Source organism: Sphingorhabdus rigui (assembly GCF_014196595.1).
Taxonomy (GTDB): Bacteria; Pseudomonadota; Alphaproteobacteria; order Sphingomonadales; family Sphingomonadaceae; genus Sphingorhabdus_B; species Sphingorhabdus_B rigui.
In genome coordinates this window covers 195781-222693 of the sequence record NZ_JACIEA010000001.1, presented here as the reverse complement: position 1 = coordinate 222693, position 26913 = coordinate 195781, and the positions used below count along the sequence as shown (strand labels likewise).

The 26913-nt window shown below is 57.0% G+C and carries 28 protein-coding genes; 20 read left to right on the top strand and 8 right to left on the bottom strand.

All coding sequences use genetic code 11. The features are described from left to right. The first annotated feature begins 10 nt into the window (after positions 1–10). Genes GGR91_RS11720 through mhpA form a run of 4 tightly spaced genes read left to right on the top strand, consistent with a single transcriptional unit; the run spans position 11 to position 4389 of the window. Complete coding sequence (locus GGR91_RS11720; protein ID WP_183939230.1) at positions 11–1030, top strand: VOC family protein; 1020 nt, start codon at positions 11–13, stop codon at positions 1028–1030. Further along, the gene (locus tag GGR91_RS01075; protein ID WP_183939228.1) at positions 1027–1866 is read left to right on the top strand and encodes a fumarylacetoacetate hydrolase family protein; all 840 of its coding nucleotides are present in this window, start codon (positions 1027–1029) and stop codon (positions 1864–1866) included. Before GGR91_RS11720 ends, GGR91_RS01075 begins: the two co-directional genes overlap by 4 nt. A 5-nt stretch (positions 1867–1871) precedes the next feature. Next, positions 1872–2903, top strand: coding sequence for an MBL fold metallo-hydrolase (locus GGR91_RS01070; protein WP_183939226.1), 1032 nt, complete (start codon positions 1872–1874; stop codon positions 2901–2903). Between the two features lie 34 nt (positions 2904–2937). Then, the gene (gene mhpA, locus GGR91_RS01065; RefSeq protein ID WP_183939224.1) at positions 2938–4389 is read left to right on the top strand and encodes a bifunctional 3-(3-hydroxy-phenyl)propionate/3-hydroxycinnamic acid hydroxylase MhpA; all 1452 of its coding nucleotides are present in this window, start codon (positions 2938–2940) and stop codon (positions 4387–4389) included. Positions 4390–4606: 217 nt separating this feature from the next. Here the strand turns inward: mhpA and GGR91_RS01060 are convergent, their stop codons facing one another. Further along, positions 4607–5389, bottom strand: coding sequence for a citryl-CoA lyase (locus GGR91_RS01060; RefSeq protein ID WP_183939222.1), 783 nt, complete (start codon positions 5387–5389; stop codon positions 4607–4609). A 79-nt stretch (positions 5390–5468) separates the two neighbouring features. On the opposite strand from GGR91_RS01060, the gene GGR91_RS01055 reads away from it, so the two are divergent. The 8 genes from GGR91_RS01055 to GGR91_RS01020 all read left to right on the top strand — a co-directional run bounded on the left by GGR91_RS01055 (position 5469) and on the right by GGR91_RS01020 (position 13397). Further along, positions 5469–6620 (top strand): CaiB/BaiF CoA transferase family protein, encoded by a 1152-nt coding sequence (locus GGR91_RS01055; protein WP_183939220.1) that lies wholly within the window; start codon positions 5469–5471, stop codon positions 6618–6620. Further along, complete coding sequence (locus GGR91_RS01050) at positions 6620–7432, top strand: IclR family transcriptional regulator domain-containing protein (RefSeq protein WP_183939218.1); 813 nt, start codon at positions 6620–6622, stop codon at positions 7430–7432. Before GGR91_RS01055 ends, GGR91_RS01050 begins: the two co-directional genes overlap by 1 nt. Before the next feature lie 102 nt (positions 7433–7534). Then, positions 7535–9748 carry a TonB-dependent receptor gene (locus GGR91_RS01045; protein ID WP_183939216.1) on the top strand — a complete coding sequence of 738 codons (2214 nt, stop codon included), beginning with the start codon at positions 7535–7537 and terminating at the stop codon, positions 9746–9748. Between the two features lie 9 nt (positions 9749–9757). After that, a complete protein-coding gene (gene wrbA / locus GGR91_RS01040; RefSeq protein WP_183939214.1) occupies positions 9758–10360 on the top strand; it encodes an NAD(P)H:quinone oxidoreductase in 603 nt (200 codons plus the stop codon). Positions 10361–10403: 43 nt separating this feature from the next. After that, entirely contained in the window at positions 10404–10949 is a 546-nt protein-coding gene (locus GGR91_RS01035) for a VOC family protein (RefSeq protein WP_183939212.1), read from the top strand. Positions 10950–10955: 6 nt separating this feature from the next. Continuing rightward, complete coding sequence (locus GGR91_RS01030) at positions 10956–11786, top strand: alpha/beta fold hydrolase (protein WP_183939210.1); 831 nt, start codon at positions 10956–10958, stop codon at positions 11784–11786. A 1-nt stretch (position 11787) separates the two neighbouring features. Continuing rightward, on the top strand, positions 11788–12930 hold the full coding sequence (locus GGR91_RS01025) for a cobalamin-independent methionine synthase II family protein (protein WP_183939208.1): 1143 nt from the start codon (positions 11788–11790) through the stop codon (positions 12928–12930). A 197-nt stretch (positions 12931–13127) separates the two neighbouring features. Beyond that, positions 13128–13397 carry a hypothetical protein gene (locus GGR91_RS01020; RefSeq protein WP_183939206.1) on the top strand — a complete coding sequence of 90 codons (270 nt, stop codon included), beginning with the start codon at positions 13128–13130 and terminating at the stop codon, positions 13395–13397. A 12-nt stretch (positions 13398–13409) separates the two neighbouring features. Here the strand turns inward: GGR91_RS01020 and GGR91_RS01015 are convergent, their stop codons facing one another. Then, a complete protein-coding gene (locus GGR91_RS01015) occupies positions 13410–14003 on the bottom strand; it encodes a TlpA family protein disulfide reductase (protein WP_246336998.1) in 594 nt (197 codons plus the stop codon). A 16-nt stretch (positions 14004–14019) separates the two neighbouring features. On the opposite strand from GGR91_RS01015, the gene argH reads away from it, so the two are divergent. The 8 genes from argH to GGR91_RS00975 are packed head-to-tail and all read left to right on the top strand — an operon-like array spanning position 14020 to position 19793. Then, the gene (gene argH, locus GGR91_RS01010; RefSeq protein ID WP_183939201.1) at positions 14020–15390 is read left to right on the top strand and encodes an argininosuccinate lyase; all 1371 of its coding nucleotides are present in this window, start codon (positions 14020–14022) and stop codon (positions 15388–15390) included. After that, complete coding sequence (locus tag GGR91_RS01005) at positions 15387–15692, top strand: hypothetical protein (protein WP_183939199.1); 306 nt, start codon at positions 15387–15389, stop codon at positions 15690–15692. Before argH ends, GGR91_RS01005 begins: the two co-directional genes overlap by 4 nt. 11 nt (positions 15693–15703) lie before the next feature. After that, positions 15704–16966, top strand: coding sequence for a diaminopimelate decarboxylase (gene lysA, locus GGR91_RS01000; protein WP_183939197.1), 1263 nt, complete (start codon positions 15704–15706; stop codon positions 16964–16966). 10 nt (positions 16967–16976) lie between these two features. After that, positions 16977–17756 (top strand): precorrin-2 dehydrogenase/sirohydrochlorin ferrochelatase family protein, encoded by a 780-nt coding sequence (locus GGR91_RS00995; protein ID WP_183939195.1) that lies wholly within the window; start codon positions 16977–16979, stop codon positions 17754–17756. A 38-nt stretch (positions 17757–17794) separates the two neighbouring features. Then, on the top strand, positions 17795–18604 hold the full coding sequence (proC, locus tag GGR91_RS00990) for a pyrroline-5-carboxylate reductase (protein ID WP_322788751.1): 810 nt from the start codon (positions 17795–17797) through the stop codon (positions 18602–18604). Further along, on the top strand, positions 18601–18906 hold the full coding sequence (locus GGR91_RS00985) for a hypothetical protein (protein WP_322788788.1): 306 nt from the start codon (positions 18601–18603) through the stop codon (positions 18904–18906). The genes proC and GGR91_RS00985 overlap by 4 nt, the downstream gene beginning before the upstream one ends. Next, a complete protein-coding gene (locus GGR91_RS00980) occupies positions 18907–19380 on the top strand; it encodes a PaaI family thioesterase (protein WP_183939191.1) in 474 nt (157 codons plus the stop codon). Beyond that, the gene (locus GGR91_RS00975) at positions 19377–19793 is read left to right on the top strand and encodes a PaaI family thioesterase (protein WP_183939189.1); all 417 of its coding nucleotides are present in this window, start codon (positions 19377–19379) and stop codon (positions 19791–19793) included. The genes GGR91_RS00980 and GGR91_RS00975 overlap by 4 nt, the downstream gene beginning before the upstream one ends. Positions 19794–19795: 2 nt before the next feature. Here the strand turns inward: GGR91_RS00975 and GGR91_RS00970 are convergent, their stop codons facing one another. From GGR91_RS00970 to GGR91_RS00945, 6 genes are all read right to left on the bottom strand, one after another. Further along, positions 19796–20308 carry a type III secretion system chaperone family protein gene (locus tag GGR91_RS00970; RefSeq protein WP_183939187.1) on the bottom strand — a complete coding sequence of 171 codons (513 nt, stop codon included), beginning with the start codon at positions 20306–20308 and terminating at the stop codon, positions 19796–19798. Between the two features lie 129 nt (positions 20309–20437). Then, positions 20438–20725 carry an accessory factor UbiK family protein gene (locus GGR91_RS00965; protein ID WP_183939185.1) on the bottom strand — a complete coding sequence of 96 codons (288 nt, stop codon included), beginning with the start codon at positions 20723–20725 and terminating at the stop codon, positions 20438–20440. 27 nt (positions 20726–20752) lie between these two features. After that, on the bottom strand, positions 20753–21313 hold the full coding sequence (locus GGR91_RS00960; protein WP_183939183.1) for a TspO/MBR family protein: 561 nt from the start codon (positions 21311–21313) through the stop codon (positions 20753–20755). A 149-nt stretch (positions 21314–21462) separates the two neighbouring features. After that, complete coding sequence (locus tag GGR91_RS00955) at positions 21463–21762, bottom strand: hypothetical protein (RefSeq protein ID WP_183939181.1); 300 nt, start codon at positions 21760–21762, stop codon at positions 21463–21465. 11 nt (positions 21763–21773) lie between these two features. After that, a complete protein-coding gene (locus GGR91_RS00950) occupies positions 21774–24590 on the bottom strand; it encodes a M16 family metallopeptidase (protein ID WP_246336996.1) in 2817 nt (938 codons plus the stop codon). Positions 24591–24684: 94 nt separating this feature from the next. After that, on the bottom strand, positions 24685–26796 hold the full coding sequence (locus GGR91_RS00945; RefSeq protein WP_246336995.1) for a penicillin acylase family protein: 2112 nt from the start codon (positions 26794–26796) through the stop codon (positions 24685–24687). Between the last annotated feature and the right edge of the window lie 117 nt (positions 26797–26913).

Below are 26913 nucleotides of genomic sequence, written 5' to 3'. Positions count from 1 at the left end.
AGAATCGACTGTGCCGGTTATCAAGGTTGAGGACATCGCGCATGTGCGCTTCGCAGCGCCCGATCTCGCCACCATGCGCGCTTTTCTTGAAGATTTTGGGCTGAACCCTTTCGAGCAAGGTGGCCGCCTTTATGGCAAGGGCAGCGACGGGCGCCCCTTTGTGCATGTGACTGAACCCGGAGAAGCAAAATTCCTGGCCTTGGGTTTGCGCGCTGAGACGGTGGAAGATCTTGCTCTGCTGGCGGCGCACGAGGGCGTTTTGGTCGAGGACTTCGACGAGCCTGGTGGCGGCAAGGTGGTCCGTCTCGTCGATCCCGATGGTTACCGTATCGAAGTGGTGGCGGGGCAAGCCAGTTTGCCGGCGGCATCGTTACCCGCTGATCTGCAAACAAATACTGCCATGACAAAACGCCGCCTTGGCACAACCGTACGTCTGGAACCAGCGCCTGCGCGGGTCCGGCGCATCGGCCACGCGGTGCTCAAAGTGCGCGATTTTCTGCGCTCCGAAGACTGGTACAAAGCGCGCTTCGGGTTCCTGACCTCGGACGAGGTTGAGGCAGCGGAAGGCCTGCCGCTTGGTGCGTTCATGCGCTGCGACCGGGGGGACAAGCCAGCTGACCATCACACCCTGTTCCTCGCGCAGTTGCCCGGCCCATTGGGCCTACTGCACGCGGCATTCGAAGTGGTGGATCTTGATGATCTCATGCTTGGCCATCAACATCTCAAAGCGAAAAAGCGCGATCAGGCATGGGGCGTTGGCCGACACATCATGGGCAGCCAGATTTTCGATTATTGGAAAGACCCGTTCGGCAACGAATTGGAGCACTGGACCGACGGCGACCTCTTTACCGCAGCCGATCCGCCCCAAAAGCAGCCAATGAGCGCACTGCTCGCGGTGCAATGGGGCAGTCCCCATCCGATGTTCGCAGGCCGTATGCCGCCCCCTGCAAGCCTCGTTTCGTTCGTGATCGCACTACAACTCAGAATTAAACGGCTTTTCAACCGCAACCCCAAAGGAACCACCGCATGAAGCTCGCAACTTATACCCTGCATGGCCGGACCAGCACCGGCATCGTCGTTGGCGACGAAATTATCGACAGCGGTGTCGCGGGAACGATGATCGACCTCATCCGGGATTGGGATCAACTCAAACCCGATCTTGAAAAGAGAGCTGCGGCAGGCGGAGGTGTCCCGCTGACGTCGGTTCGGCTCGAAGCACCGGTGCAACGTCCCGGCAAAATTTTCGCGATCGGGCTCAACTATGCAGACCATATCGCTGAATCCAAGATGGAAACGCCGCAGCGACAGGTCTGGTTTACCAAGGCACAAACCAGCGTCAACGGACCTTATGACGATATACAAATCGCCAAAGGAACCATGACCAATGACTATGAGGTCGAACTGGTAGCCATCATCGGAAAAGGCGGCAAACATGTCAGCGCGGACGATGCCGCGGGAGCAATTTTTGGTTACTGCGTCGGCAACGATGTAACCGAGCGGATGTGGCAGCATGGTGGCCCCCAATGGTCGCTGGGCAAAAGCTTTGATACCCATGCGCCCATGGGGCCATGGATCGTTACAGCAGACGAGGTCGGGGATCCCCATAGTCTTGGTCTTCGTTGTTACGTCAATGGCCAGCAACGTCAGAAGTCGAATACCGAACATCTTGTTTTCAACATCTGGAGCCAGATTGAGCATCTTTCGATCGGTATGACGCTGGAACCCGGCGATTGCCTGTTCACCGGCACACCGGGGGGCGTCGGTGCGGCAATGGATCCCCGCCAATTCCTACAGATCGGCGATATCGTCCGCTGCGAAATCGACGGACTGGGCCATATTGAAGGCACTATGGTCGCGGAAGGCTGAGGTAGATGGTTCGCAAAATCATTTGCGCAATCCTGATCCTGCTCGTCGGCATACTCGTGCTGGCGTGGTTGAATAGGGATGCCTTGGTTGATCGAGCCATTCAAGGCAGGTTGCAGCAAACACTGGACCATAGCTTTATCGAGGACGCGGAGCATGTGCGCGTGCTGGTCTGCGGCACCGGTTCGCCAGAGGTCAGCTCGGCCAAAGCGCAAGCGTGCACATTGGTTTCAGCGGGCGGCAAGATGTTTCTCTTCGACGTTGGCGATGGCGCAGTACGCTCACTCGCATATTCCAAAATTCCTGTGAACCAGCTCGAGCGGGTGTTTATCACCCATTTCCATTCAGACCATTTCAACGATCTCGCAACATTGATCAATGCTGGGTGGATTTGGGGCCGCAAGGCGCCTTTGGAGGTGCAAGGGCCGGTCGGGATTAAGCAGGTGCTCGACGGTTTCGCCCAAGCCTATGCGCTTGATGAGGGTTATCGAAGCGCCAATATGCCGCATCTGGCCAAAAGCCGCGCCGTCGCCTTTGGCGTTCCGATGGAGATTGCCTTTGCCGCAGGGCAGCGTGCGGTGCGGGTGTATGACAAGGACGGGGTAACGATCGACGCTACGCTCGTCGCGCATGATCCCGTTAAGCCCGCGCTGGGCTATGTACTTAAATATAAAAATAAGAAGGTTTTTATCAGCGGCGACACCGAGGTAAGCCCGGTGAACATGGACGCGATGCGCAATGCCGATCTGGCAGTTCACGAATCCTACGCCGCGCATATGGTGCGGCGTGCGATCCCACAGATGAAAAAACTGGGCATGGATTTCGAAGCCGAAGTGGCCGAGCGAACCATCCCCTATCATGCCGACAATATTGCGCTCGCAAAACAAGCGCAGCAGGCTGGGGTGAAGCACCTGCTGCTCACCCACCTCATTCCCTATCCGGACAGCTTCGTCATTCGGCAGATGTACACCGAGGGGATGGCGCAACACTATAATGGCAAGCTGACGGTTGCGCAGGATGGGATGATATTGGTGCTTTGAAACAATAGCACCGCCAAATCCGGGGGAGTGTGGGATGGAAGACTTTGATTGCGATGTCCTAATCGCGGGCGGTGGGCCGACGGGGGTGACGCTCGCTGTGCTGCTCGCGCGACGCGGCGTGAAGGTTATCGTCGCCGAGAAAGAAGCGGACATCTATCCACTGCCCCGCGCGGCGCATATCGACCATGAATGCATGCGCATCCTGCAGGAAGCCGGCGCTGCCGATGAAGTGATGGCTGGCAGTCGGCGGGCATCACGCTATGACTTTCGAAATGCCAAAGGCGAAGTCCTGTTGCGCTTCGAAGGCGCGGAGCAGATCGCGGCAGGCGGCTGGCCGGCGGCGAACATGATCCACCAGCCTTCGGTTGAGGCCGCACTACGCCGCTCGCTTGCGGCCTGTGCCAATGCCAAACTGCAGAGTCGGTGCGAACTGCTATCCTTTGTGGATGAAGGTGACGGCGTAGCTGCCCAAATTGACACCCCAGAAGGCAAACGGACGATCCGTGCACGCTACCTAGTCGGCGCAGATGGCGCTCGCTCGCCGGTACGCGAGGCTTCTGGGATTGCGTTCGAGGACCTCAATTTCGAAGAGCCTTGGTTGGTGGTGGATGTATTGGTCGACGATTACGCGCGATTGCCGAGCGAGAATCTTCAGATCTGCGATCCTGAGCGCCCCACCACCTGCGTGCTGATGGGCGAAGGGCGACATCGCTGGGAATTCATGATCAAACCCGGCGAAACGGCTGAGCAGGTCAGCGACGATGTATTCATCGAAAAACTGCTCGAGCCGTGGAATGTGAAAGGCGCCGTGCGCATGGAGAGGAAGGCAGTATACACCTTCCGCGCGCGGATCGCGAGCCAATGGCGCAAGGGACGGGTACTTCTCGCTGGCGATGCGGCGCACCAGACCCCGCCTTTTGCCGGTCAGGGCATGTGTTCGGGGTTAAGAGACTCGGCCAACCTTGCTTGGAAACTGGCAGCTGTTGTTAACGGCGAAACCAACGATGCTTTACTCGACAGCTATCAACCCGAGCGCGCACCGCATCTGCGCGCGACGATCGACATGGCGATCATGATGGGCAAAATGGTCTGCACCACCAGCAAATGGGGCGCGTTCCTACGTGACATAAAATTCAAGCTGGCACGGGCATTGGGCAAATTACCCGATGGCCCGCCTGAATATCCCACGCTGTCAACAGGCGTGATCCTCGCTGGGAGCGCAGGGGCGGGCCGCTATTTCCCACAGGTCGTTGCAGACGACGGACGCCGCATGGACGATCAAATCGGCAGTGACCACTGCATTGTCTCTCGTGATGATATGGCCAATGCTGAGCTTGCACCCTTTGCCGAGCCTCTGCGTGCATGGTTGGATCGCCATGCCGCAGAGGCGGTACTGATCCGTCCTGACCGCTACGTCTTCGGCACTGGAGATGTTGACCAGCTACGTGACGCTTGGCACGTTGCAACAGGACTGCGGTCAACCTGACCAAAGCCCGCGCAGCCGCGTCTGGGCCCTATCGATGGCGCGGTGGCCCGATGTATCGGACGCTCTCGCTGCGAGCCGTAGGTTATCTTCCAGCCGCCCATGGAGGCGACCTGGACGCGACCCGGCGGCAGCACCAGCGCGGTGCTCCTACGACCTGTGCGCGGGCACAAGGTATGCCAACGCTCCCCACCATATGGCAGGCAGACACACAAGCGACTTAACTTGGAACGAATTCAATCTGGCCCGCAGCCGCGCCGGACATGATGAAGCCGATTGGCCGTTCGGTTTCTTCCTGCAGATGGGCGATAATGCTGGCCGTGCGGGCGAGCAGCGAAATGCCTTTCAGCGCCGCCAGCGGGAAGCCCACATCAAGCATGACCGCAGGGATCGCGCCATTGACATTGATGGGCAGTGCGCGGCCAATCGCATCCGGTAAAACATCGCGGATGGCGTAGAGCATCCCGATATGTTTGCCGACAATCCCATGTTCTTCGGCAAGGCGAAGCAGAAGGTTGGCGCGCGGGTCGCCATCCGAATGCTGTGGATGCCCAAATCCGGGGATTGCCTTTTTCTCAGCGCGCAGCGCGATGATTTTTTCTTTGGCAATGTCTGATGCGTTGGCGCCCGTGGCTTCCGTCGCCTCAACGCATTCCGCATAAAAACGTCCGGCGACTTCTGCGCTGCCCAAGACGACGCTGCCACAACCCAGCAGGCCTGCGGCTACTGCACCATGAAATGCTTCTGGCGCTGCGGCATAGGTCATCCGCGACGCAACGACGCTTGGCACCAGGCCATGCTCCGCAATCGCAGCGAGCACCGCATTGCAAAAGAACAGCTGAGTCGGTGTGGGCAGCGTGCCTGTTACCAGCATCCAGAAGTAGCTGGTGAAATCGACTTTGCCGATTACCTCTTCGCACAAATCCATGCCGCGCACGTTGATGCTGTGCGCATCCGATGTGCAGATAGAGGTGAAAGGTGCGTCTTGTTTGCCGATACGCATAGCTGCTCCATATTTCGAATTTCGAAGTTGATTTCGTTATTCGAATTTTCTACGATGAAGTCAAGTCTGGAGACACAAAATGGCGAAGCCGCTGAACAATATCACTGTTCTCGAAATGGGAACATTTATCACTGGGCCTGCGGCCGGAATGTTGCTGGCTGACTTGGGCGCGACTGTTATCAAGATTGAGCAGCCCAAGGTCGGCGACCCGTTCCGTGCCTTTCGCGGCGCATTATACAGTCCGCATTTCCAAACGTACAACCGGAATAAGAAGAGCATCACGCTGGATACACGGCTGCCCGAAGACCTGGCGGTTTTCGATGCGTTGTTGGCGGACGCAGATGTCTTCATTCAGAATTTTCGTCCCGGCGTTGCCGACAAAATTGGTGTTTCGCCATCGCGATTACAGACGCTAAACCCGCGGTTGATCTATGCGTCTATTTCGGGTTTCGGCAATGAAGGTCCCGACCGTGATCGACCCGCTTTCGACACCGTGGCGCAAGCGGTTAGCGGGTTTTTGCGGTTGCTCGTAAACCCCGTGCATCGCCGTGTCGTAGGCCCGGCGCTTGCGGACTCGCTGACCGGTTTCTACGCCGCTTATGGTGTGCTGGCAGCGTTGTACGAACGTGAGCGGACGGGCAAGGGACGTCTGGTGGAAACGTCGATGTTTGAATCGATGGCGCACTTCAATCTTGATGACTTCACGCATTATTTTTCTGACAACCAAATCATGGGACCATATAGCCGTCCCAACGTGTCGCAGTCTTATGTGTTTGAATGTGCGGACGGGGCCTGGATCGCGTTGCACATGTCGTCGCCGCCCAAATTCTGGGAAAACCTTGCGACGGCGGTTGGGCAGCCCGACATGCTGTCGCTTCCCATGTTTGAAAGCCGCGAGGCACGCATCGCCAATTACGAAAATGTGATTGGCTTCTTGGCGCCGATCTTCAAGACACGAGATCGCCAGACATGGTGCAATATGCTGCGTGAATTGGAAGTGCCGCACGCGCCCGTCAACACGTCACAAGAAGCAATTGAATCTGAACAGGCCAAAGCGCTGCAGCTTTGCGTGGAGGATCCTAACGGTCCGCATGGTGTGTTCCGGACGATTAGATCGCCCGTGACTTTTGACGGTGAACGTGCTCTTGAAGTGACCGCTCCGCCAGTGCTTGGTGCGCATGATGAAGAGCTGGTGGCGCCGCTGCGAAAGACATTGGAAAGGTCGGATTAATGGCTAAAATCGAGAAAGACCCCGAGTATCTCTCGACGCTCGAACGTGGTCTTTCCGTTTTGCGGGCTTTTGACGACCAACATCCCGAAATGCGGTTAAGTGAGGTCGCTGCGGTGACCGGCCTTAGCCCCGCCGTCGCCCGGCGCTGTCTCAATACCCTTGTTGCCTTGGGATATGTGGCCCAGCATGATCGCAGCTTCCTGCTGAAGCCTGAAGTTCTGGCATTCGGTTCCGCCTTTCATTCGTCGATGCATCTGGAACAGGTTGTTGTTCCCGCCTTGCAATCGCTGCGCGATAATACGGGCGACAGCGCGTCGATAGTCTCGCTGGCGGGCAAGGACATTTTATACCTCGCGCACGTATCGACCAACCGGCGTATCCGGTTGGGGGTAAATGTCGGCACGCGCTTTCCGGCGCATGCCACGTCGATGGGCAAGGCCATATTGGCGTTCTTGTCGGACAGCGAGATTGCGGCATTCTTAGAGGCCGCACCATTTGACAAATTTACAGAGCATACGGTGACGACAGCGGATGCCATGCGCGACCGGCTGCAGCTCATCCGGCAACGCGGATATGACTCTGCGTTTGACGAGCTGGATTTTGGTATCGTGTCGGTGGCTGTGCCGGTGTTTGATTCATCGCGACGCGCGATTGCCGCGGTGAACTGTTCGACGTCAACGACTCGCATATCCCAAGAAGAACTGATTGCGTCTCGGCTCCCGCTGCTTCGCGAAGCCGCGGCAGAAATTGAATCCTCGCTTCGCAGATTTCCGTCGTTGGCCACCGCTTTACAGGCGGATTCGACGACATAAATATTCGCATATCGAACTTGACTTCGATTTTCGAACGAATTAGAACTATGTGATACGCTTCGGTGATAGAAGGCGTTCGACATAATCCGGGGAGGATGAACAATGGCATTTCAGTCTGCAAAATGGGCTTCAGCGGCCTTAGTAACTTTGATGGCGTCGACTGCGACGGTACCAAGCATCGCATACGCACAAGATACGGCTGCTGAAGAGGCGCCAAAGGAAATCGTGGTCAGCGCACTTCGTCGCGACCAAAATTTGCAGGACGTGCCAGCGGCGGTCACCGCCTTCAACGCAGAAGCCATCGAGAACGCAGGCATTGAAAAGCCGCTCGACTTCATCAACCTGACGTCAAACGTCAACCTGGTGGAAACACAGAATTCCGGCAACGCGTTCATCATTATCCGCGGCATCACGCAGGCACGTAACAGCGAACCATCGGTTGCAGTCGTGATCGACGGCGTTCAGCAGGTTAACCCTGCTGCATTCAACCAAGAGCTGGTTGATATTGCGCAAATCGAAGTCCTCAAGGGGCCGCAGGGTGGTCTTTATGGTCGCAACGCAATCGGCGGCGCAATCATCATCACCAGCCAGAAACCAACCGACGAATTCTCCGGCAGCATCAAGGCTGGCATCGACAATGGCTTTGGCTGGAACGTCCGTGCCGGCATCAGCGGCCCACTGTCCGATACCGTAAAGTATCGCGTGTCGGGTTCCTACCGCGATACAAAGGGCTATCTGCCCAACACATTCCTGAATGAAGATGCCGACCCTGTTAAGGACCTGTCCTTGCGCGGCAACCTGCTGTTCGAACCAGGCAATGGCTGGACCGCAGACTTGCGTGCATCTTATGCGAAGCTGGAAACACAGGCGCTCTATTTCAACATCGTCAATGACGTGAATGATGTCAGCCTGCCGATCCGCGTTAACAACCGCGGCATCAATAACCGCGATATTCTGAACGTTGCGGCGAAATTCGCTTATGAGGGTGACGGCTTCACAGCAACGTCGATTACCTCGTACGACACCGTCAAAGAAATCCTGACTGGCGATGCCTTTGACTTCCGGCCAGTCAATGAATCCTTCTTGTTCCGTCCAGCCAATTCACCTTTCGGCTTTGGTCTCGGCTACGGTATCGATATCGCGCAGAGCCAATATCTTAACGTCAAGGCCGTGAGCCAAGAAATCCGTATTGAATCGCCAAAGAACGACAAATTGTTCTGGATGTTCGGCGGCTATTTCATCGATACACAACGTTTCATTTCGACCGGAAATCTCGTCGATTTTGGCCAAGGTGTGTTCCCGGTTTACCGCACGCCTTCAACCAACCCTGCAAGCCCGCAGCAGACGTTTCTTGCCGATAGCCAGAATAACTTCGCATGGGCGGTATTCGGGAATTTGGGTTACGAATTCTCCGACCAGTTCCGCGTTGATGCATCACTGCGCTATGACCGTGACAAGCGCGTAAACACAACGCTCACGCCAAGTGGATTTTTGCCGAACGTTCCCGGTTTCCCGCAGGGTGCAACGGGCGAAAAGCGTCGTGTGACATTTGACGATCTTCAGCCGAAGGTAACGTTGACCTATCAGCCAACCGATGACGTAACTTTGTACGGCGGATACAGCCGCGGGTTCCGTTCGGGCGGCTTTAACCAGACCGGCGTTGGCGGCGTTGCCAGCAGCAACGGCATTGTTGGTGTTTCGGATATCTTTAAAGACGAAACGGCAACAACGTTTGAAGCAGGGGTGAAAACCCGTTTGCTGGATCGCAAGCTGACTTTGAACGCAGCGGTGTATTCGACAATGTCGAAGAACAGCTACTTCTTCGTCTTCCTTGCCGCCAACTCGACGCAGAACCTTGGCAACGTGCCAAAGACCCGCATCCAAGGGTTTGAGGTTGAAGCCAATTTCCGTCCAACATCGGACCTTCAGTTGAATGCTGCGGCAGGTTACACATTCAGCGAAATCAAGGAATTCCCCGACGCTTCAGCGATTGGCAACGAAGCGCCGTTGATTTCGCGTTACACGTTCAACCTTGGCGCACAATATACGCCACAGTTGACCGACACGCTTGATGGTCTTTTCCGCGTGGATTATCGCCGCACGGGCAAGACATGGTGGGAGCCATTCAACACCACGGTTCGTGCGCCAGTCGATTTGGTGGATGCGCGCCTTGGTGTCAGCAGCGACAGCTGGACCATGGCTGCTTTTGCCAGCAACCTGTTCAACGAAAAATATAACGCTGAATTCTCACCCGGCGGCTTTGTTTTCAAGGCACGTCCGCGTATTTACGGTTTGGAAGCCAGCTACAAATTCTAAGGAGCGTTTATGACCAAAGTCCTCGTCCTATATTATTCCAGCTACGGCCACATTGAGGCCATGGCAGAGGCCGTTGCAGAAGGCGCACGGTCGGTCGAGGGTACGATCGTCGACGTTAAGCGGGTCCCTGAACTGGTGCCCGACGAAGTTGCGGCTGCTGCGCATATCAAGGTTGATCAGGCTGCGCCCATCGCAACGCCTGATGAGCTTGCAAATTACGACGCCATCATTTTCGGAACGCCTACACGTTTCGGAAATATGGCGGCGCAAATGCGCAACTTCCTCGATCAAACCGGCGGTTTGTGGTTCGCAAATGCATTGGTGGGCAAGGTCGGGAGCGTGTTCTGCTCAACGGCCAGTCAGCATGGCGGACAGGAAACAACGATTACATCATTCCACACAACCTTGCTGCATCATGGCATGGTCATTGTTGGTCTGCCTTATACCTTTAAGGGCAACAGCGAGATGGGCGAAATCAGCGGCGGGACGCCTTATGGCGCAACGACGCTTGCCGGAAATGATGGCAGCCGGATGCCAAGCGAAAACGAATTGGCAGGGGCCCGTTTCCAGGGCAACCATGTCGCACAGATCGCGGGCAAACTGATCGCCTAATGCGCGATTATATTCATTTAATAAGCGGACGAGGACACACAGCATGAGCACGAAAATTCTTGCAAAAAGACTGCATCACACAGCCTATGTAACGAAGGATCTCGAGGCGACGCGCGCCTTTTACGAAGACGTGCTGGGTTTCCCGTTGATGGCAACATATTGCGAGAAAGACGAGCTTTTCGGCAAAGAACGTACCTATTGCCATTGCTTCTTTGAACTGGCCGACGGCAGCGCGCTCGCCTTTTTCCAATTTGCGGACCCAGAGGATCAAGCCGAATTTGGCCCTGAAATGCCGGAATCGCCATTCATTCACATCGCTTTGCAAGTGGAGAAAGACGGTCAGGCAGAACTTGAGCAGCGTATCGCAGCTGCGGGTATAACCGAGCCGCAGACATATACGCTTGAGCATGGCTATTGCCGTTCGGTATATGTCAAAGACCCGAACAACATGACGCTTGAGTTCACTTATGACGCGCCGGAAGCCGCGCCACTTGATGAACAGCGCCGTGCAGAAGCGCGTTCGGAACTGAGCCGCTGGCTTGCGGGCAACCACAGCAACAACAACCCGTTCCGCGCGATGCACGCCTAATTTGCTGTGCTGGCCAGTCGTCAACACGAAGGGTCAGGCGGCGAAATCGCTGAATCGCACTGGGTAGACGTCGACGGCGGGCAGCTGCATGTCCGTGCGGCTGGCAATGGGCCGCTTGTCATTTTGCTGCATGGCTGGACGCTGGACTGGCGCATTTGGTTGCCCCAGCTGGCGCTTTCGAATGTCCGTCTGGTAATGCCAGACCGCCGCGGCTTCGGGCGATCAACTGCCCCGCCGATGTTGTCGGCCGAGCGCGACGATATTGACCGCATTGCCAATTTTTTTGGCGAACGACACTTCGCGCTGATTGGCCTGTCCCAAGGCGCGGCGGTCGCGCTGGATTACGCGCGTACCGGACCAGACCGACTAACCGCTATGAGCCTCATCGGTGCACCACTGCATGCCGTGGTTCCTGAACCGGGCGAGACGCCAGAGATTGACCGGTCGGCATATGCAGCCCTGGTGCGCAATGGACGCTTGGACGATATGATGGCACTGTGGCGGCATCATCCGCTCACGCAGGTCACACCCGACGCGCAAATAATGGTTGATGACATACTCAATGCCTATGACGGCCGTGATCAACGTGTGGGCCAAGAACCGCTGCACTTTGCCGCCCAAGACATTGCCGCGCTCGCGGTGCCCATTTTGGCGATCGCGGGTGCGCAGGATAGCATGTGGCGGCGACAGGTTGCGGCCTATGTTGGTACGAACGCGCCAGATGGTCATTGCGAAATCATTCCAAATGCTGGACATCTGGCAAATGTCGACGCTGCCGCTGCCGTTAATGGCTTGCTCCAGGGTTTTTTGAACACATATCATTTGAAGGAACTTTGAAATGGCCAATGCCGGACGTTTTTTGACCACGCATGTCGGCAGCTTGCCGCGCGAAGACGACCTGATTGAAATCATGTTCGCGAAAGAAGACGGCTTGCCTCTGGATCTGGCCGCTGTCGACGCACGCATCGCAGAGGCCGTTCAATTCGTGGTCGACCGCCAGGCAGAAGCCGGGCTCGACATCATCAATGATGGCGAACAGTCAAAGCCAAGCTATGCGACCTATATCAAGGACCGGCTCGACGGCTTTGGCGGCACGGGCAACAGCTTTGCGTTTCAGGATATCGAAGATTATCCGTCGACCAAGGACCGTGTCTTCTCCGATCCCGGCCGCAAGCATCGTAAAACGCCCGCATGTAACGCCCCCATAACGGTCAAAGACATGACGGCCGTGGATCGCGACGCGGCGTCGCTGAATGCTGCGCTGGCGAAGCACACAGGCAAGCAAGCCTTTATGAGCGCGGCATCACCCGGCGTGACTGCACTTTTCTTCCGCAATGATTATTATGACAGCGATGAAGACTATGTTTTCGCGCTCGCCGAAGGTCTGCGCCACGAATATGAGGCCATTGCCGCACAAGGCATCATCCTGCAAGTTGACTGCCCGGACTTAGCGATGGGTCGTCACACGCAGTTCCGCGAACTCGATCTCAGCGGCTTCCGCGACAAGATGGCGCTTAATATCGAAGCGCTGAACCGCGCGACTGCGAATATCCCGCCAGAGCAGCTGCGTATGCATATGTGCTGGGGCAACTATCCAGGGCCACATCATTGTGACGTACCGTTCCGCGACATCATTGATCTTGTGTGGCGGGCCCGTCCGCATGCCATCCAGTTTGAAGCCGCAAACCCGCGCCACGCCCATGAATTTACGATGTTTGAAGAGATCAAACTGCCCGAGGGCAAAGTGCTGATCCCGGGCGTTATTGAATGCCAGTCAAACTATATCGAACATCCCGAACTGATCGCCCAGCGCATCGCCCGCTACGCCCATTTGGTCGGTCGCGACAATGTCATGGCCGGCGCAGATTGCGGCTTCAGCATCCATGTCGGTTCAGGCAGCGTCGACCGCAGTGTTGTTTGGGCGAAGATGGCGGCTTTGGCCGAAGGCGCAAAAATCGCTTCGGCACAGTTCTGGCCATAATTAACCCACTAATGTGGAGCTACACATCCGCCGCATCGTTCCGCGTGCGTAGTGGCTCCGCGTTTTTTGTTAACAGAGTTTGGGCGTCATGAGGGCCGGATTATAGCATCAAATATTATATTCAATGCAAGTGGACGTGGCGTTGTTGCTTGAACACTTGGCCCGCTTTTGGATGACGGCCGATAGAGGCGCCAAAAATGCAGAAAGCCCCTGTGTCATTCATCTTTCAGAAAGGTCTCTGCTGGCATTTTGCCAAAATGCGGGGACTTTTTGCAACTTTGGGCACAGGCATCGTCATATTGTCGGCAGGATATGCGCCTGACGCAGCCGCTGCCCGGGAAACCGAGCAATCGGAAATCACCAATTGCAATGATCCCCGGCACAGGCATGTGGTCGTGCGGCCACTGACCGAATCACTGCCTGTGCGAAAAACCGAAAAGCAGCGCGTCCGCCGCATATTGATGTAGGGTCAGGACCTACTAGTCCGCTGCGCGCAGCAGCTTTGCCATTTCGGCATCATCCCATTCCACACCGCCGGCGACGCGCCACACTTCTTTGCCATCACTGTCATATAATATGGTGGTGGGCAGCGCGATCGCGTTGTTAAAAGCCGTCAGCAGTGCATTGTCCGTATCGGTATAGGGCTCCAAATTTTTGACCTCTGTTTCCGTGAAAAACGCGGCAACAGGTGCGCGTCCTTCAAGGTCTTGCGACACGGCGATCACGTGCATCCGGCCTTTCTCCAGCTTTGCCAGCGCATCCAGCGTCGGCATTTCCGCTTTGCAGGGTGCGCACCATGTTGCCCAGATGTTGAGCAACAACGGCTTGCCTTCAAAATCGGCAAGGCTGACATCCTGACCCTGCGCATCGGCAAAAGGTGCCGATGGCGCTTTTTGGCCTGCAAATGTGTAGCTTAGCGAGGCGCGCATGCCATTGGCGCTTTCAAGCGTGATTTCGGCCTTGTCAGATGCGCCTGCCTTGGCCGTGGATGCGGGTTGCGCTTGCCCCTTGGGTTCGCTTTCTTTATCGCACCCAGCCAGCACTAAAAGGATTAAGGCAATTACAAAGCGCATCTCTGATTCCAATAGCATGTGGGGCGGCCGGTTTGGCGAAGGCCCTGGCGTTATCATGCGCGAGATAAATGCCTCAATCCCATTCGACAAGCGTCTTTGGCAGGAAGACATTGCAGGCAGCAAAGCGCATGCCGATATGCTGGCCGTAAACGGGATTATAACGGCGTCAGACAATGCCGCGATCCAAAGCGGACTCGATAGCATTTACGCCGAATATGCAGCCAACGGCGTGCCCGAAGACCTCACGCTTGAAGACATTCATATGGTCACCGAAACGCGGTTACGTGCGTTGGTGGGTGAGCCTGCGGCACGCTTGCACACCGCACGGTCGCGCAATGACCAAGTCGCCACCGACTTCCGCCTTTGGGTGCGCAATGCGACCCATGAAATCGATGCGGGCCTGCGCGCATTCCAGTCGGCGCTGGTAACACGTGCCGAAGAACATGCCGACAGCATCATGCCCGGATTTACGCATTTGCAAGTCGCCCAGCCCGTTACGCTTGGCCATCATCTGATGGCTTATTATGAAATGACCAAGCGCGACCGCAGCCGCTTTGCCGATTGCCGCAGCCGGTTGAACCAGTCGCCGTTGGGTGCGGCCGCACTTGCGGGAACATCCTTCCCCATTGACCGCACCGCGACGGCATTGGCGCTTGGTTTTGACGGCCCCATGGCGAACAGCCTGGACTCTGTGTCCGACCGCGACTTCGCGCTTGAGTTCCTTACCGCCGCCGCGCAAACGGCGCTGCATCTGTCGCGGTTGGCGGAGGAAATGATCATATGGGCGTCGCAGCCTTATGGTTTCATCAGCCTGCCCGACGCATGGTCGACGGGCAGCTCCATCATGCCGCAAAAGCGCAATCCCGACGCGGCTGAACTGGTGCGCGGCCATGCCGGGCGGATCATTGGCTGCATGAACAGCCTGATGATCACGATGAAGGGTCTGCCGCTCGCATATTCCAAGGACATGCAGGACGATAAACCGCCGGTGTTTGAGGCGTATGACCTGCTGGCTTTGTCCATCGCCGCGATGACGGGCATGGTGGCCAATGTGACGTTTAATACGCCGCGCATGCGCGAGGTGGCGGGCAGCGGTTTTTCCACCGCTACCGATCTGGCCGACTGGCTGGTGCGCGAATGTGGCATGCCCTTCCGCGAGGCACATCATGTCACCGGCAGCGTCGTCAAATCCTGCGAGGCGCGTGGCATAAGCCTGTCTGACATCACCGTCGACGATCTTTCTGCCATTAATCCTGCGCTCGCTGGCTGCAATTTGCCCGATCTGTCGATCGAAGGATCGGTAAACAGCCGGACAAGTGCTGGCGGCACGGCACCTATGCGTGTAAAAGAAGCCATCAGGACCGCCAAAAAGGAACTTGAGGCATGAAACCGGCGCGCATTAGCTTCATCATTGGCGTCGCCATGTGCGTTGCGGGCTGCGGCAAAGTGGGCGATCTGGAACCCCGCACAGGCAATAGCATGCCACCGCAAGCTTATGGCCAGACCACCGACCAAACGGCGAAGATTCTCACGACCCCATCGGTTCAGGCGCGGCCCGGCCGCACCGACGAGCTGCTGAAACGGTCCGAACGGCGCGAAGATGATCCGTTCGACATTCCGCCGGGGCAAGAACCCAAACCGTTTGATCCCGAACAGACCGATTCGTCCGAAAAAACGCCTCCCAAATAAGTACCCATCCTATGAACCATTTTGACCTCATAAATGGCGTGTTGCACGCCGAAGATGTGGCCCTGCCCGATATTGCGGCGGCGGTTGGCACACCTGTCTATATCTACTCACGCGCAACGCTGGAGCGGCACGCCCAGGTGTTCCGCGACGCATTGTCGAGCCTTGATAACCCGCATTTGGCCTTTGCCGTAAAATCCAACCCGAATTTGGCCGTTCTCAAGGTGCTCGCGCGTCAAGGCTATGGCGCAGATGTTGTGTCCGGCGGCGAAATGGACCGCGCCCTTGCTGCGGGCATCGCGGCACACGACATCGTGTTTTCGGGCGTTGGTAAGACAGCCGAAGAAATCGTCCGCGCATTGAAGGCAGGTATCGGGCAATTCAATATCGAGTCCGAAGAAGAAGGCCGCGAGCTTGCGACGCTTGCGGACGCGTTGAACTATCAAGCGAACGCCGTGCTGCGCATCAATCCGGATGTCGACGCTGGAACACATGGCAAGATTTCAACGGGGAAAGCCGACAATAAATTTGGCGTGGGCATTCACCGCGCCCCGGAAATTTATGGCCGCTTAAATGCGTTGCCTGGACTGAATATGCGCGGCGTTGCGGTGCATATCGGCAGCCAGTTGACCAGCCTCGAGCCGCTGGAGACCGCGTTTACCAAGGTCGGTGCGCTGGTGCAGGATTTGCGCGATCAGGGCCATAAAGTCACCCATGTTGACTTGGGCGGCGGCCTTGGCGTGCGTTATCGCGACGGTGACAATCCGCCTGAGCCTGCCGAATATGGCGCGATGGTTGCGCGCGTGACCAAGGACTGGGGCGTGCGTTTGATGTTCGAACCCGGCCGTGTCATCGCCGGAAACGCGGGCGTTCTGCTGACACGCGTCATTCGCGTGAAGCCCGGATCGGGCAATGCCCCCTTTGCCATTGTCGATGCCGCGATGAATGACTTGGCGCGGCCCGCGCTGTACGACGCATGGCATGATTTTGACGCAGTCGAACCAAATGGCCGCAAAATGACCGCCAACATTGTCGGCCCCGTCTGTGAAACTGGTGATACCTTTGCCATGGGCCGCGAAATCGATGTCGTAGAGGCCAATGACCTCGCGATATTCCGCACCGCTGGCGCTTATGGCGCGACGATGGCAAGCACTTATAACAGCCGCGGTCTCGTTCCAGAAGTGCTCGTCGACGGCGATAAATTTGCGGTGGTGGCGGAACGTATTTCGCCCGAGACCATTCTTGCGGCCGAGCATGTGCCCGACTGGCTGAAATAAGGATACAGATTTGGACCAGCTCCCCATTTTCGTAAATCTGAGGGGCCGAAATGTCATTTTGGTCGGTGAAGGCGAAATGGCGGATGCGAAACGGCGGCTGATTGAACGCGCAGGCGGCATCTGCGTCGATGCTGCCGATCGCGCGGCACGGATTGCCTTTGTCGCAATTGCCGAAGAAGAAGACGCCCGCACCGCTGCGGACGAATTGAAAGCCCGTGGCTTGCTGGTGAACGTCGTCGATCGCCCCGAAATTTGCGATTTTACGACACCCGCAATTGTCGACCGGACCCCTGTGTTGATTGCAGTCGGTACCGGCGGCGCGTCGGCGGGCATGGCCAAGGCCATTCGCCAGCGTATCGAAACATTGCTGCCGGAAACATTGGGTCCGCTGGCCGAGGCTATTTCCCGCGGCCGCAGCAAAATCCGCGCGCGTTGGTCCGAAGGGGCGGAGCGCCGACGTGCATTGGATCAGGGTTTCGCCGCCGGTGGTATGCTTGATCCGTTCGGCACGCATGACGACGCGACGGTCGACAATTGGATCATGCAGGCCGAAAATCCCAAGGGCGACCGGTTGATCGAAATTGCGTTGCTCTCCGCCAATCCCGACGACCTTACGTTGCTCACCGCGCGGCTACTTGGTGAAGCGGACAATGTGTTTCATGATCCCGGCGTGCCAGCGGCCATTCTCAATCGCGCGCGTGCCGATGCCGTTCGGCACGCAAGTGCACCACCGGCACCACCGCCCGAAGGCCTGTCACTGTTCCTGCGGTTGCCGTCGGCGCAAGGATAGGGCATGACGACAGCGTAAATAGTCGCAAGGTCTTCATTGTGTCCGCTTTCCCCTCTAAAATTTGCTTTTACGGCTGTGGTAATATGGGGGGTGCCATGCTGCGCGGTTGGCTTGCTGCCGATGTCCCGCCCGCCACCTTCCACATCATCGATCCGGTTGCGGACAACCTGCCAGAGGGCGTCCATGTCCATCGGTCGTCTGCGGCATTGGACGCGCGCTTTGATATCGTCATATTGGGGATCAAGCCGCAGCTTTTGGCTGAACTTGCACCCGAAATAGGGCGGACTCTCGCCCCCGGCGCGACATTGATATCGATACTCGCCGGAACCACGACCAATACGCTTTCTGCGTACTTTCCCGATGCGCGCGTCATCCGGCTGATGCCCAATTTGGCTGCCGCGATTGGTAAGTCCCCGCTGGGTGTTTTTGCGCCACATGACGATGCGCAGCAACGGGCAGAGATGGCATCCTTATTGGCGCCGCTGGGTGCGGTTATCTGGATCGACGAAGAAGCGCATATGGACGCCGTCACGGCGCTTGCCGGGTCCGGGCCAGCGTTCGTCTATCGTTTCATTGATGCATTGACCCAAGGTGGTGAAGCCGCCGGATTGCCGCGTACTATTGCCGCACAACTGGCGCTGGCGATGACCGAGGGCGCTGCGATATTGGCCGCGACCGCATCGGAAACGCCAACGGATCTGGCGCGGCGCGTGACCAGTCCGGGTGGCACCACCGCCGCAGGGCTCGCGGTGCTAGATGCGGATGCGGCGTTGAACATATTGATGACCGATACATTGCGCGCCGCACGTGACCGGGGTGCGGAACTGGCCAAGGGAGACGCAACGTGAAGGTTAAAATTGCCCTCATCTTAAGCTGCGTCGCTTTTGCGTCGTCGGTGTCCGCAATGGCCCCAACGCCGCCATCGACCGAACGGGCCGCCGCCAATCTTGCCAAGGCTGGCCCTATTGAAAGTTTCGACCTGTCGCATTTGACCGTGCCCATGGGTCTGTCTGCTGGCTTACCCGTCGGACTAAGCTTCATCGGGCCAAAATGGCATGACCATGCTGTATTAAAGGCGGGATACGCCTATGAGCAGCTTTCAAAAGCACGTGTGACGCCGCAATTGCGGCCAACCTTAGAAAGTAAGTAAATGGCGTTTGGCAAACCCGACTTGGGCAGCATCGTGCCAAAAGGCACTGAATTTGACCCCGCCCTCGTCAACAAGATGATGGGCAAATTTGGCCATGGCGGATTTCTCGACATGGAATATGTTGGCCATGGCGCTGACTGGGTGGAACTCGCCATCGATTGGCGTGAAGACCTTGTTGCCGACCCCGATACCGGTATCCTCGCGTCGGCCGTGATCATCAGCCTGATGGACAATGCCACCAGCATGTCGATTTGGACGAAGCTGGGTGAGTTCCGGCCGCAAGTGACGATGGACCTGCGGATCGACTATCTGCGCCCCTCGCCTTCGGGCGAACGGGTATATGGCCGGGGCATATGTTATCATTTGACCAACAGCATCGGCTTTGTTCGCGGCTTTGCCCATAATGGCAATCCGGACGAGCCTTTGGCGCATGCAAGCGGCACATTCATCCGTATCGGAGACCGCGTATCATGACCGATACCCCATATTCTCTTCCGCCTTATGCCCAAGCGTTGGACATGACGATCGTTGACGAAATCGACGGCGTGCCTGTGATCGGCATGCCCTTTACCGACCGCGTACAGGGTCGCCCAGGGTATCTGCATGGTGGCGCGATATCCGGCTTGCTCGAAATCGCGGCCATTGCCGCCGTGCACCGCGCCTTACAGGCCAAGGGGAGCGATTCTGCCATCAAACAAGTCAATGTCACGGTCGATTTCATGCGCGGCGGGCTCAGCCAGATGACCTATGCCGTGGGCGAAGTGACGCGGCTTGGCCGCACGATGGCCAATGTGGAAGCCCGCGCGTGGCAGGATGATCGGGATAAGCCCATTGCCATGGGCCATATGCACTATCTGATTAAAGCCAAACGCGAAGACGCGGCCTGATATTATGCTTCGCCGTGCGTTTCTATGAGCGCGCTGGCGATGGCTTCTTCGGGTGATTTGTCGCCCCAGATGATGAACTGGAACACCGGGTAGAAACGTTCGCATTCGTCAATTGCGACGTCGATGATGGTCTGTGCCTGATCCACACCCAACAACCCATTGGGTGCCATCAAACTGCCATGGCGGAACAACAATATGCCGTTCGCGGACCACATGTCGAAATGGCCAAGCCACAATTGTTCGTTGATGAGGCCAAGCGCCGTGTACACGCTCGCGCGCTTGTCCACGGGCACGGTGATATCCGGCAGGATGATAAGCTGCAGCGCATTGTCATCTTCACGCCAGATCGCGCGGATCTGATAGCTTGCCCAACTGCCCTTATACTCGGCGGTAATCTCGTCCTCGCCCTCAAGCTCGAACGACCAGCCGCGCGCTTCGAACAAAGCGGCGAGCATGTCTACGGGCGCGGATTCGTCCCGTTCAAATTGCTCATATTGTTCGTCTGCGTCGTGCATAAAATTGCGCCTGCTATGATACCGGCGAGTCTGCCCCTTGACTGACTCGCGCGCAAGGGACTTGCGACGCTGCGCAACACAAGCTTGTGGGCCGACTGTGGAAAAGTTCAAACCGGACGTATTAGGGGCTTATTTGGAAGGCTTGGCCTTTGCAGGCGCAACGCCGCCTTTTGCTTGAAGCGCGGTTTCCAACGCAGCCACCCTTTTGCCAAGCGCATCGGCTTCGGCGCGGGCATTTGCCGCGAGTGTTTTCACCGCATCAAATTCTTCACGCGACACGAGGTCCAGACCGCCAGCCCATTCGCGGGCGCGTTCACGCATGCTCGCTTCGGCTTCGCGGCCCATGCCAGCAACTGTTCCGGCAACGCCATTCAGTACCTTGGCCAAATCATCAAAAATGCGCTTTTCGCTTTGCATGTCATTCACTCCATTGCGGTCGGGAGATTAACCGCTTTTGCCTATCTGGGAACTCGCAGCCGGAACGTAAAGGCTTTCTGCATCAGGATTCAACTGATCGATCTGAAAATTCAGTATCGCTGCAAAGCTAATCCACACCAAATAGGGCACCATCAACCATGCCGCAGCCTTGCGAACGCGCGCAAATGCGAAGGTTGTAGCAATAGCGACACCCAGCATCACAAGGATGACGAAAAACGCAGCCGTCACTTCATGCTGTCCAAAAAACAGGGGCGACCAACTGAGGTTAATCACAAATTGCAACAGGAACAGGCCAATCGCCACATTGCGGACCCGCGCGCCGCGCGCGGCGAGCACCATCGCGAAGGCGAGCCCCATCATCACATATAATGTCGGCCAAACCACACCGAACACCCAGCCCGGTGGCTGAATGGCGGGCTTAATCAAGGCTTGATACCACGCGTTGTCGGCGGTTGACCCGGACATGGTGCCAGAGAGAAAACCAAGAAACATGGTGAGCGGAATAACCAATAACGCCCAGCGCAATAACGACGTACGACGCTGCGATGCGGATGCGATCTGGTTCATGCCAAGGCTCCTGCCTGTTCAGCGAGTCGGAAGAAACGCCATCAATCAACACAGTAGCACTCAGCCATAATAGAACAAGGCCGCCCACCCCAAAGGGCAGACGGCCTTGTGTCTCAATGCAGGGCGCGGAGGCCGGCCCCGATTGTAATTTACTTACGTGTACCCGACAGGCCCATCGAACCAAAGGCACCGGCCTTTACTTCACCGGTGATAGCATCGCCCGAAACGGTTGCGGTTGCATCAAGATGCATCGGCATTGGAACAGTGATGTCCATGCCCCAGCTCAACGTGTCGCCATCGACGGTGCCATTGGCAATGTCCATTGCACCAAGGCCACCCGACATGTTGCCCGAAAAGCTGCCACCGTCGCTGTTGACGGTCAAAACGGCTTTTTGGTCACCCATTGGGCTTTTGATTGTTACATCCCATTGACCATCAACTGCTGCCATATTCTTGCTCCTTACTTGGTTGTTTTACTTGCAGTGGTGTTAGCAGCTTCGGTTACCATTTCAATTGGCAATCCAAGTGCATCAAGCTGTGGCTTCACCTTGGCGGCATCGCCCACGACGACCCAGGTAAACTTGTCCGGATTGACCAACGCACGCACGGAAGCGTCGAGCTTTTCCTGAGTCATGCCGCGATATGCGGTGGCCACGGTAGCGTAATAATCATCAGGCCGCTTAAACAAGGCATTGCGTTGCATAGCGCCAAGTACGTCACCCGAAGTTTCGAAGCTGCCGGGAAGCTCGCGGATATTGCCGCCGATAATCCGGTCACGTTCTTCGGTGGTGATGCCCTTGTCGCTTAGAAACGCCTTATAGTTGCTCATCAACGCAGCGATCGATTCCCCCGTCTTGTCCGCCTGAACGGGGGCGGAGATGATGTAGGGAACATCGCCTTCGACACGGTTGATGCTGCCGCGTACGCCATAGGACCAACCCTTGGTTTCCCGCAGATCCATGTTGATGCGTGACAGGAAGCCGGCACCCAACGCTTCATTGGCGGTAATCGCGGTTTCGAGATCGGCAGTGCCCTTGGTCGCCAGCACCTGTCCGCCCAGAATGAGCGATTGCGGCGAACCGGGACGGTTGATCAAGATGATCCGCGGATTGGCAGCAGCAGGCGCGGCGGACATGTCCTTAACGCCGGCGGGGCCAGTTGCGGTCCAACTGCCGAAGCTGCCTTCCAGTGCGCCCTTAATTTCCGCGAGTGGCTTGTCGCTGACGACAAAGAAAGTCGCCTTTTCCGGACGGAACCATTTGTGGTGGAAATCGACAATCTCGCCGCGCGATACTGTGCTGACGGTTGCAACATCGCCGGTTCCGGTGAAGGAAATGCCATATGGATGATCCTTGCCGAACAAGATGGGCGGCAACGTGCGGAAGGCGATGCCTTGCGGGTTGTTGAGTTCGGACTGGATACGCGCCAGTTGCTGGCCGCGCAGCCGCTCGACTTCAGCCGGTGCGAAATCAGGCCGCAGTACAATGTCGGAAAACAGCTTCAATGAAGGCGCCAGATTGGCGGACAGCGATGTGACACTGACATTTGTCCGGTCCATGCTTGCACCGGTGCCAATGCTTGCACCAAGCCGCTCTTGCGCTTCGGCGATTTGCGTGGAGTTCATCCCCGCTGCACCTTCATCAAGCAATGCGAGCATCAGGGATTGGGTCCCCGATTTGTCGCGCGGATCGGCAGTGTTGCCCGCATTGAAGCTCAGCGCAACCTGCGTCATCGGCACCGCGTTGCGCTGTGCGTAGACAATCTCGATACCGTTCGACAGCTTGGTCCGCTCCACCTTTGGAAAGGCGAGATCGGATATCGTGCCGAGTTCTGGCGCTGGCGAACGCTTTACCGTTGCAATCGGCGCAGCGACTTTTGGCGCCGCAGGTGCTTTGGCTTCTTCATACGCTGCGCGCTCGCCGGGTTCGACCGTTAGCGCATAGACAGGACGGTTCAACCAACGGCCCATGGCGGATGTTACGCGCGCGGGTGTTACCGTCGCGAGTTCATTAAGCTGCGTCTTATAGAAATTGCTGTCGCCCCGGTACAGTGCGCCTTCGGCCAAAGCGACTGCCTTGCCACCAAAACCGCCAACCTGTTCCAACCCGGCAAGACGGCTCGAAACCGTGCGCATTTGGACGCGCTGCACCTCATCAGCCGTCGGGCCGGTTTTGACAAAGTCCGCAATGATTTCGTCGAGCCGCTTGGCAACGGTTGCCGGATCAACGCCAGGCTTCACATCCGCGGTAATTTCAATGCCGCCCAGCTGCGCAAAGCCCTGATATCCAGCAGACACATTGACCGCGAGCTTTTCTTGGCGCACCAGAATATTATCCAGCCGCGAACTGGCAAGGCCGCCCAAAACGGCTGCACCAACCTCAAGCGGCACCGAGTCTGCACTGTCGATACCGGGCACAGTCCAATTGCGGTAAATTCGTGTGGTCGCGACCTTGTCCTTCATCACTTCGGACTTGGCTGCGGCCAGTGTTGGCACTTCAATCTTCAGCGGCTTTTGCTTTGGACCGGGCTTGATTGCGCCAAAATTTTTCTCGACCAGCTGCTTTGCGGTCGGCACATCGATATCGCCTGCCAGCACCAGCACCGCGTTGTTCGGGCCATAATGCTGACGGAACCAGGCGCGGACATCTTCCATGCTCGCGCTATCGAGATCGGCCATCGATCCGATTGTCGAGTGGCCATAGGGATGATCTTCAGGAAGCATGCCCTTGATCTGGGCATATTCGACCAGACCATATGGTTGCGTATCGCCCTGTCGCTTTTCGTTCTGGACCACGCCGATCTGGTTGGTCAGATTTTCTTGCGTCACCGCGCCGAGCAAATAGCCCATCCGGTCCGCCTCAAGGTACAACATGCGGTCAAGCGCGCTTGTCGGCACCGTCTGGAAATAATTGGTGCGGTCGAACCATGTGGTGCCGTTATAATCGGTCGCACCCATATTCTGCAGTGGCTGGAAGAAATCGCCCGGTGCATTTTCCGAACCGTTGAACATCAGATGCTCAAACAGATGCGCAAAGCCTGTTTTGCCTTTGGGTTCATGCTTTGAGCCGATGTCATACCAGATCGACACGGCAACGACCGGCGCCTTACGGTCTGTATGGACAATCACACGCAATCCGTTTTTCAGCGTAAATTGCGCATGCGGAATGTTGATTTCCTTAACCAGTGCCGATGCCGGAACTGGCGCGGGGTCAGCTGCAAGCGCTGGCGAGACCAGCATCGTTGCGCCGAGCAGCGCGAGGGTCAATTTACGCATCATGATATGCTCCCAAAGCTAATGTTTACTGCCGCCAGAAATAGTGCCGAAACGGACAAACACAATCTGGCGGCTGCACATTTTCGACAAACGCCGTTCAGGGCCGATAACGGCGCTTTGCGTGCTTTACCGCGTCGGCCCATTCGAAATGGACGGGCTTATATTTGCCCGCGACAAACAGCTTCATCTGGTCGGTGTAATGCGGCGAGTCGGGCCGTGTCGTTGCCGCACCATATGGCTGAATAGATTCGGACAACACATTTCCAGCCTTGTCCCAACGCACGAGCATGATGTAGCTGTCACCATGCCGAACGCGAACCTTGCCATCGGCTTGGTCGGCATCCCACATCGTCGTCGCGCGCAGGGCATCGCTTCCGCCGAACATTGGCAAGTCAACATTGCCGCGCCGCAGCCGCTGGATATCGCCAAGCTGCGGGTCAATTCTGCCAAAGCGCGTCTTAAATTCATCAACCGCTTCCTGCAGCGTTTTACGGGGATCGGGCATTGCGTCACCGCGCCAGTTCCGGCGCGCACCAAAACGAATGATCCTTTCAGCCAATGCGTCGGCATCGCCCTTGCCATCACTTGACCAATCCCAACTGGCCAACAGCTTTTGGGCCTTGGCGAGCTCCGGCGCGTCTTTCAGGTCCAACGCGGCAAAGGACGCCATCCATGACCCGACCCAGCTCTGTTTGCTGTAGGTCATGTCCATCTTGATCGCGAGCAGCTCTTCCGGCGTGATCGACCTATCCGCCGCCAACAGCTCGGTGGCGCGCAGGCCCCGGTTGGTCATGCCAAGCTCGATACCCAAATATGGCGAATAATCCGCCGGGTTCATTTCCGACCCCGGACCAGCCGCCAGAAACGGCGTATTATTCGCGTTCTGCACAAAGCCCGATGCTGGATCGACGATCTTGGGATAGCGATCAAAGCCAACAGGGCCAGCCCACATCGCAGCGGACGTGTCGCCCGGAAGCTGCTTGGTGTAATCATAACCAGGCTTACGGTCGGGAAAGCGCGCATTGTAGATATAAGCAACACGGCCGGTTTTGTCGGCATAGATGAAGTTGGTGGCAGGAATCCCGCCAATCGACATGGACTTGGTCCACTCGGCCCAATTGGTTGCTTTGGTGTTCCGATAATATTGCTCAACGGCCTTCACGCTGTCGATGCCCGCATAACGGATAGCGAAATAGCCCTTATCATTCTTGATCACTGGTCCGTGGATCGAGCGATAGATCGTCTGCGGCACAGGCAAGTTGAACGGCCCCATTTTTACAGGCAGCCACACGCGCGTCGCCGTCAGTGGCAGCCATTTGCCGTCATAACGATATTTGTCACCCGCATCGTTCATCACCAATTTATAGACATCGGTCAGATCGGGACGGTTGACGGTGTTGGTCCAGCCCAAATTGCGATTGTGCCCAAGCAGCACGAAGGGCGACCCCGGGAACAAGGCGCCAGCCATATCCAGCCCCTCACCCGAATGGGTCACGGCCTCATACCAAGCGACTTGCCCTTCATAGGGCTGGTGCGAATTGGAGATCAGCCATGTCTTGCCATCCGCCATACGCTTGGGTGAAACTGCAAAGGCGTTGGAGCCATTCATTTCAGGATCCCGGCCAATGGGGGTCATTGGCGCAGCACTGTCCTTAGGCAAAGGCTTGCCTTCGGTCAGCGCGGCTATGGTGCTGTCGAGCCCGTAAAAGAAGGGCGCACGCAGCACAAAGCCAGTGACGATGTCCTGTCCGGTTACCGGAAACAGCTTCGACAGCCTGACTTCACCGGGATGTTTCGACGCATAATAATTGAGTCCGGCGGCATAAGCCTCGCACACCGCGCGTACCTCAGGCGACAATTCCATATAATGCTTTTCGGCCGTTTCCCGCACGCCCAATAAGTGCATGACATAATCGACCTTCGCCCCGTCAGAGCCAGCCAACGCGCCGTAGCGGCCGCGGGTCATTGCGATGACATCTTCTATCGTCGAAAAATCATCTTCGGCATGCGCGTAGGCAAGGCCATAAGCCGTGTCCGCATCCGTCGCGCCATTGATATGCGGCACACCATATTCGTCGCGCACAATCTCGGCATCATAGGTCCGCTTGGCGGTTTCATATTCAGTCGCTGCCAGTGGTTCCCACAACGCACCTGCGCCAGCTACCACGCCGGCAAGCGCCAAAGACGCCCACAAAAATTTACGCATCATTCTCTCCCCCAACGACGAGACCCTGTCATTTCGGCCCGTTCCTTCAGAAGAAGGGCATAACCAAGTCTTTGCGAAAGGAAAGTCCTTCCATGCGCAGCAAGGAACATGCGGCCCCAG

Excerpts from the sequence above, each read along its gene's own strand:
- GGR91_RS01075 (WP_183939228.1), top strand. The coding sequence starts at position 1,027 with ATGAAGCTCGCAACTTATACCCTGCATGGCCGGACCAGCACCGGCATC.
- GGR91_RS01070 (WP_183939226.1), top strand. The coding sequence starts at position 1,872 with ATGGTTCGCAAAATCATTTGCGCAATCCTGATCCTGCTCGTCGGCATA.
- mhpA (WP_183939224.1), top strand. The coding sequence starts at position 2,938 with ATGGAAGACTTTGATTGCGATGTCCTAATCGCGGGCGGTGGGCCGACG.
- GGR91_RS01060 (WP_183939222.1), bottom strand. The coding sequence starts at position 5,389 with ATGCGTATCGGCAAACAAGACGCACCTTTCACCTCTATCTGCACATCG.
- GGR91_RS01055 (WP_183939220.1), top strand. The coding sequence starts at position 5,469 with ATGGCGAAGCCGCTGAACAATATCACTGTTCTCGAAATGGGAACATTT.
- GGR91_RS01050 (WP_183939218.1), top strand. The coding sequence starts at position 6,620 with ATGGCTAAAATCGAGAAAGACCCCGAGTATCTCTCGACGCTCGAACGT.
- GGR91_RS01045 (WP_183939216.1), top strand. The coding sequence starts at position 7,535 with ATGGCATTTCAGTCTGCAAAATGGGCTTCAGCGGCCTTAGTAACTTTG.
- wrbA (WP_183939214.1), top strand. The coding sequence starts at position 9,758 with ATGACCAAAGTCCTCGTCCTATATTATTCCAGCTACGGCCACATTGAG.
- GGR91_RS01035 (WP_183939212.1), top strand. The coding sequence starts at position 10,404 with ATGAGCACGAAAATTCTTGCAAAAAGACTGCATCACACAGCCTATGTA.
- GGR91_RS01025 (WP_183939208.1), top strand. The coding sequence starts at position 11,788 with ATGGCCAATGCCGGACGTTTTTTGACCACGCATGTCGGCAGCTTGCCG.
- GGR91_RS01020 (WP_183939206.1), top strand. The coding sequence starts at position 13,128 with ATGCAGAAAGCCCCTGTGTCATTCATCTTTCAGAAAGGTCTCTGCTGG.
- GGR91_RS01015 (WP_246336998.1), bottom strand. The coding sequence starts at position 14,003 with ATGCGCTTTGTAATTGCCTTAATCCTTTTAGTGCTGGCTGGGTGCGAT.
- argH (WP_183939201.1), top strand. The coding sequence starts at position 14,020 with ATGTGGGGCGGCCGGTTTGGCGAAGGCCCTGGCGTTATCATGCGCGAG.
- GGR91_RS01005 (WP_183939199.1), top strand. The coding sequence starts at position 15,387 with ATGAAACCGGCGCGCATTAGCTTCATCATTGGCGTCGCCATGTGCGTT.
- lysA (WP_183939197.1), top strand. The coding sequence starts at position 15,704 with ATGAACCATTTTGACCTCATAAATGGCGTGTTGCACGCCGAAGATGTG.
- GGR91_RS00980 (WP_183939191.1), top strand. The coding sequence starts at position 18,907 with ATGGCGTTTGGCAAACCCGACTTGGGCAGCATCGTGCCAAAAGGCACT.
- GGR91_RS00975 (WP_183939189.1), top strand. The coding sequence starts at position 19,377 with ATGACCGATACCCCATATTCTCTTCCGCCTTATGCCCAAGCGTTGGAC.
- GGR91_RS00970 (WP_183939187.1), bottom strand. The coding sequence starts at position 20,308 with ATGCACGACGCAGACGAACAATATGAGCAATTTGAACGGGACGAATCC.
- GGR91_RS00965 (WP_183939185.1), bottom strand. The coding sequence starts at position 20,725 with ATGCAAAGCGAAAAGCGCATTTTTGATGATTTGGCCAAGGTACTGAAT.
- GGR91_RS00960 (WP_183939183.1), bottom strand. The coding sequence starts at position 21,313 with ATGAACCAGATCGCATCCGCATCGCAGCGTCGTACGTCGTTATTGCGC.
- GGR91_RS00955 (WP_183939181.1), bottom strand. The coding sequence starts at position 21,762 with ATGGCAGCAGTTGATGGTCAATGGGATGTAACAATCAAAAGCCCAATG.
- GGR91_RS00950 (WP_246336996.1), bottom strand. The coding sequence starts at position 24,590 with ATGATGCGTAAATTGACCCTCGCGCTGCTCGGCGCAACGATGCTGGTC.
- GGR91_RS00945 (WP_246336995.1), bottom strand. The coding sequence starts at position 26,796 with ATGATGCGTAAATTTTTGTGGGCGTCTTTGGCGCTTGCCGGCGTGGTA.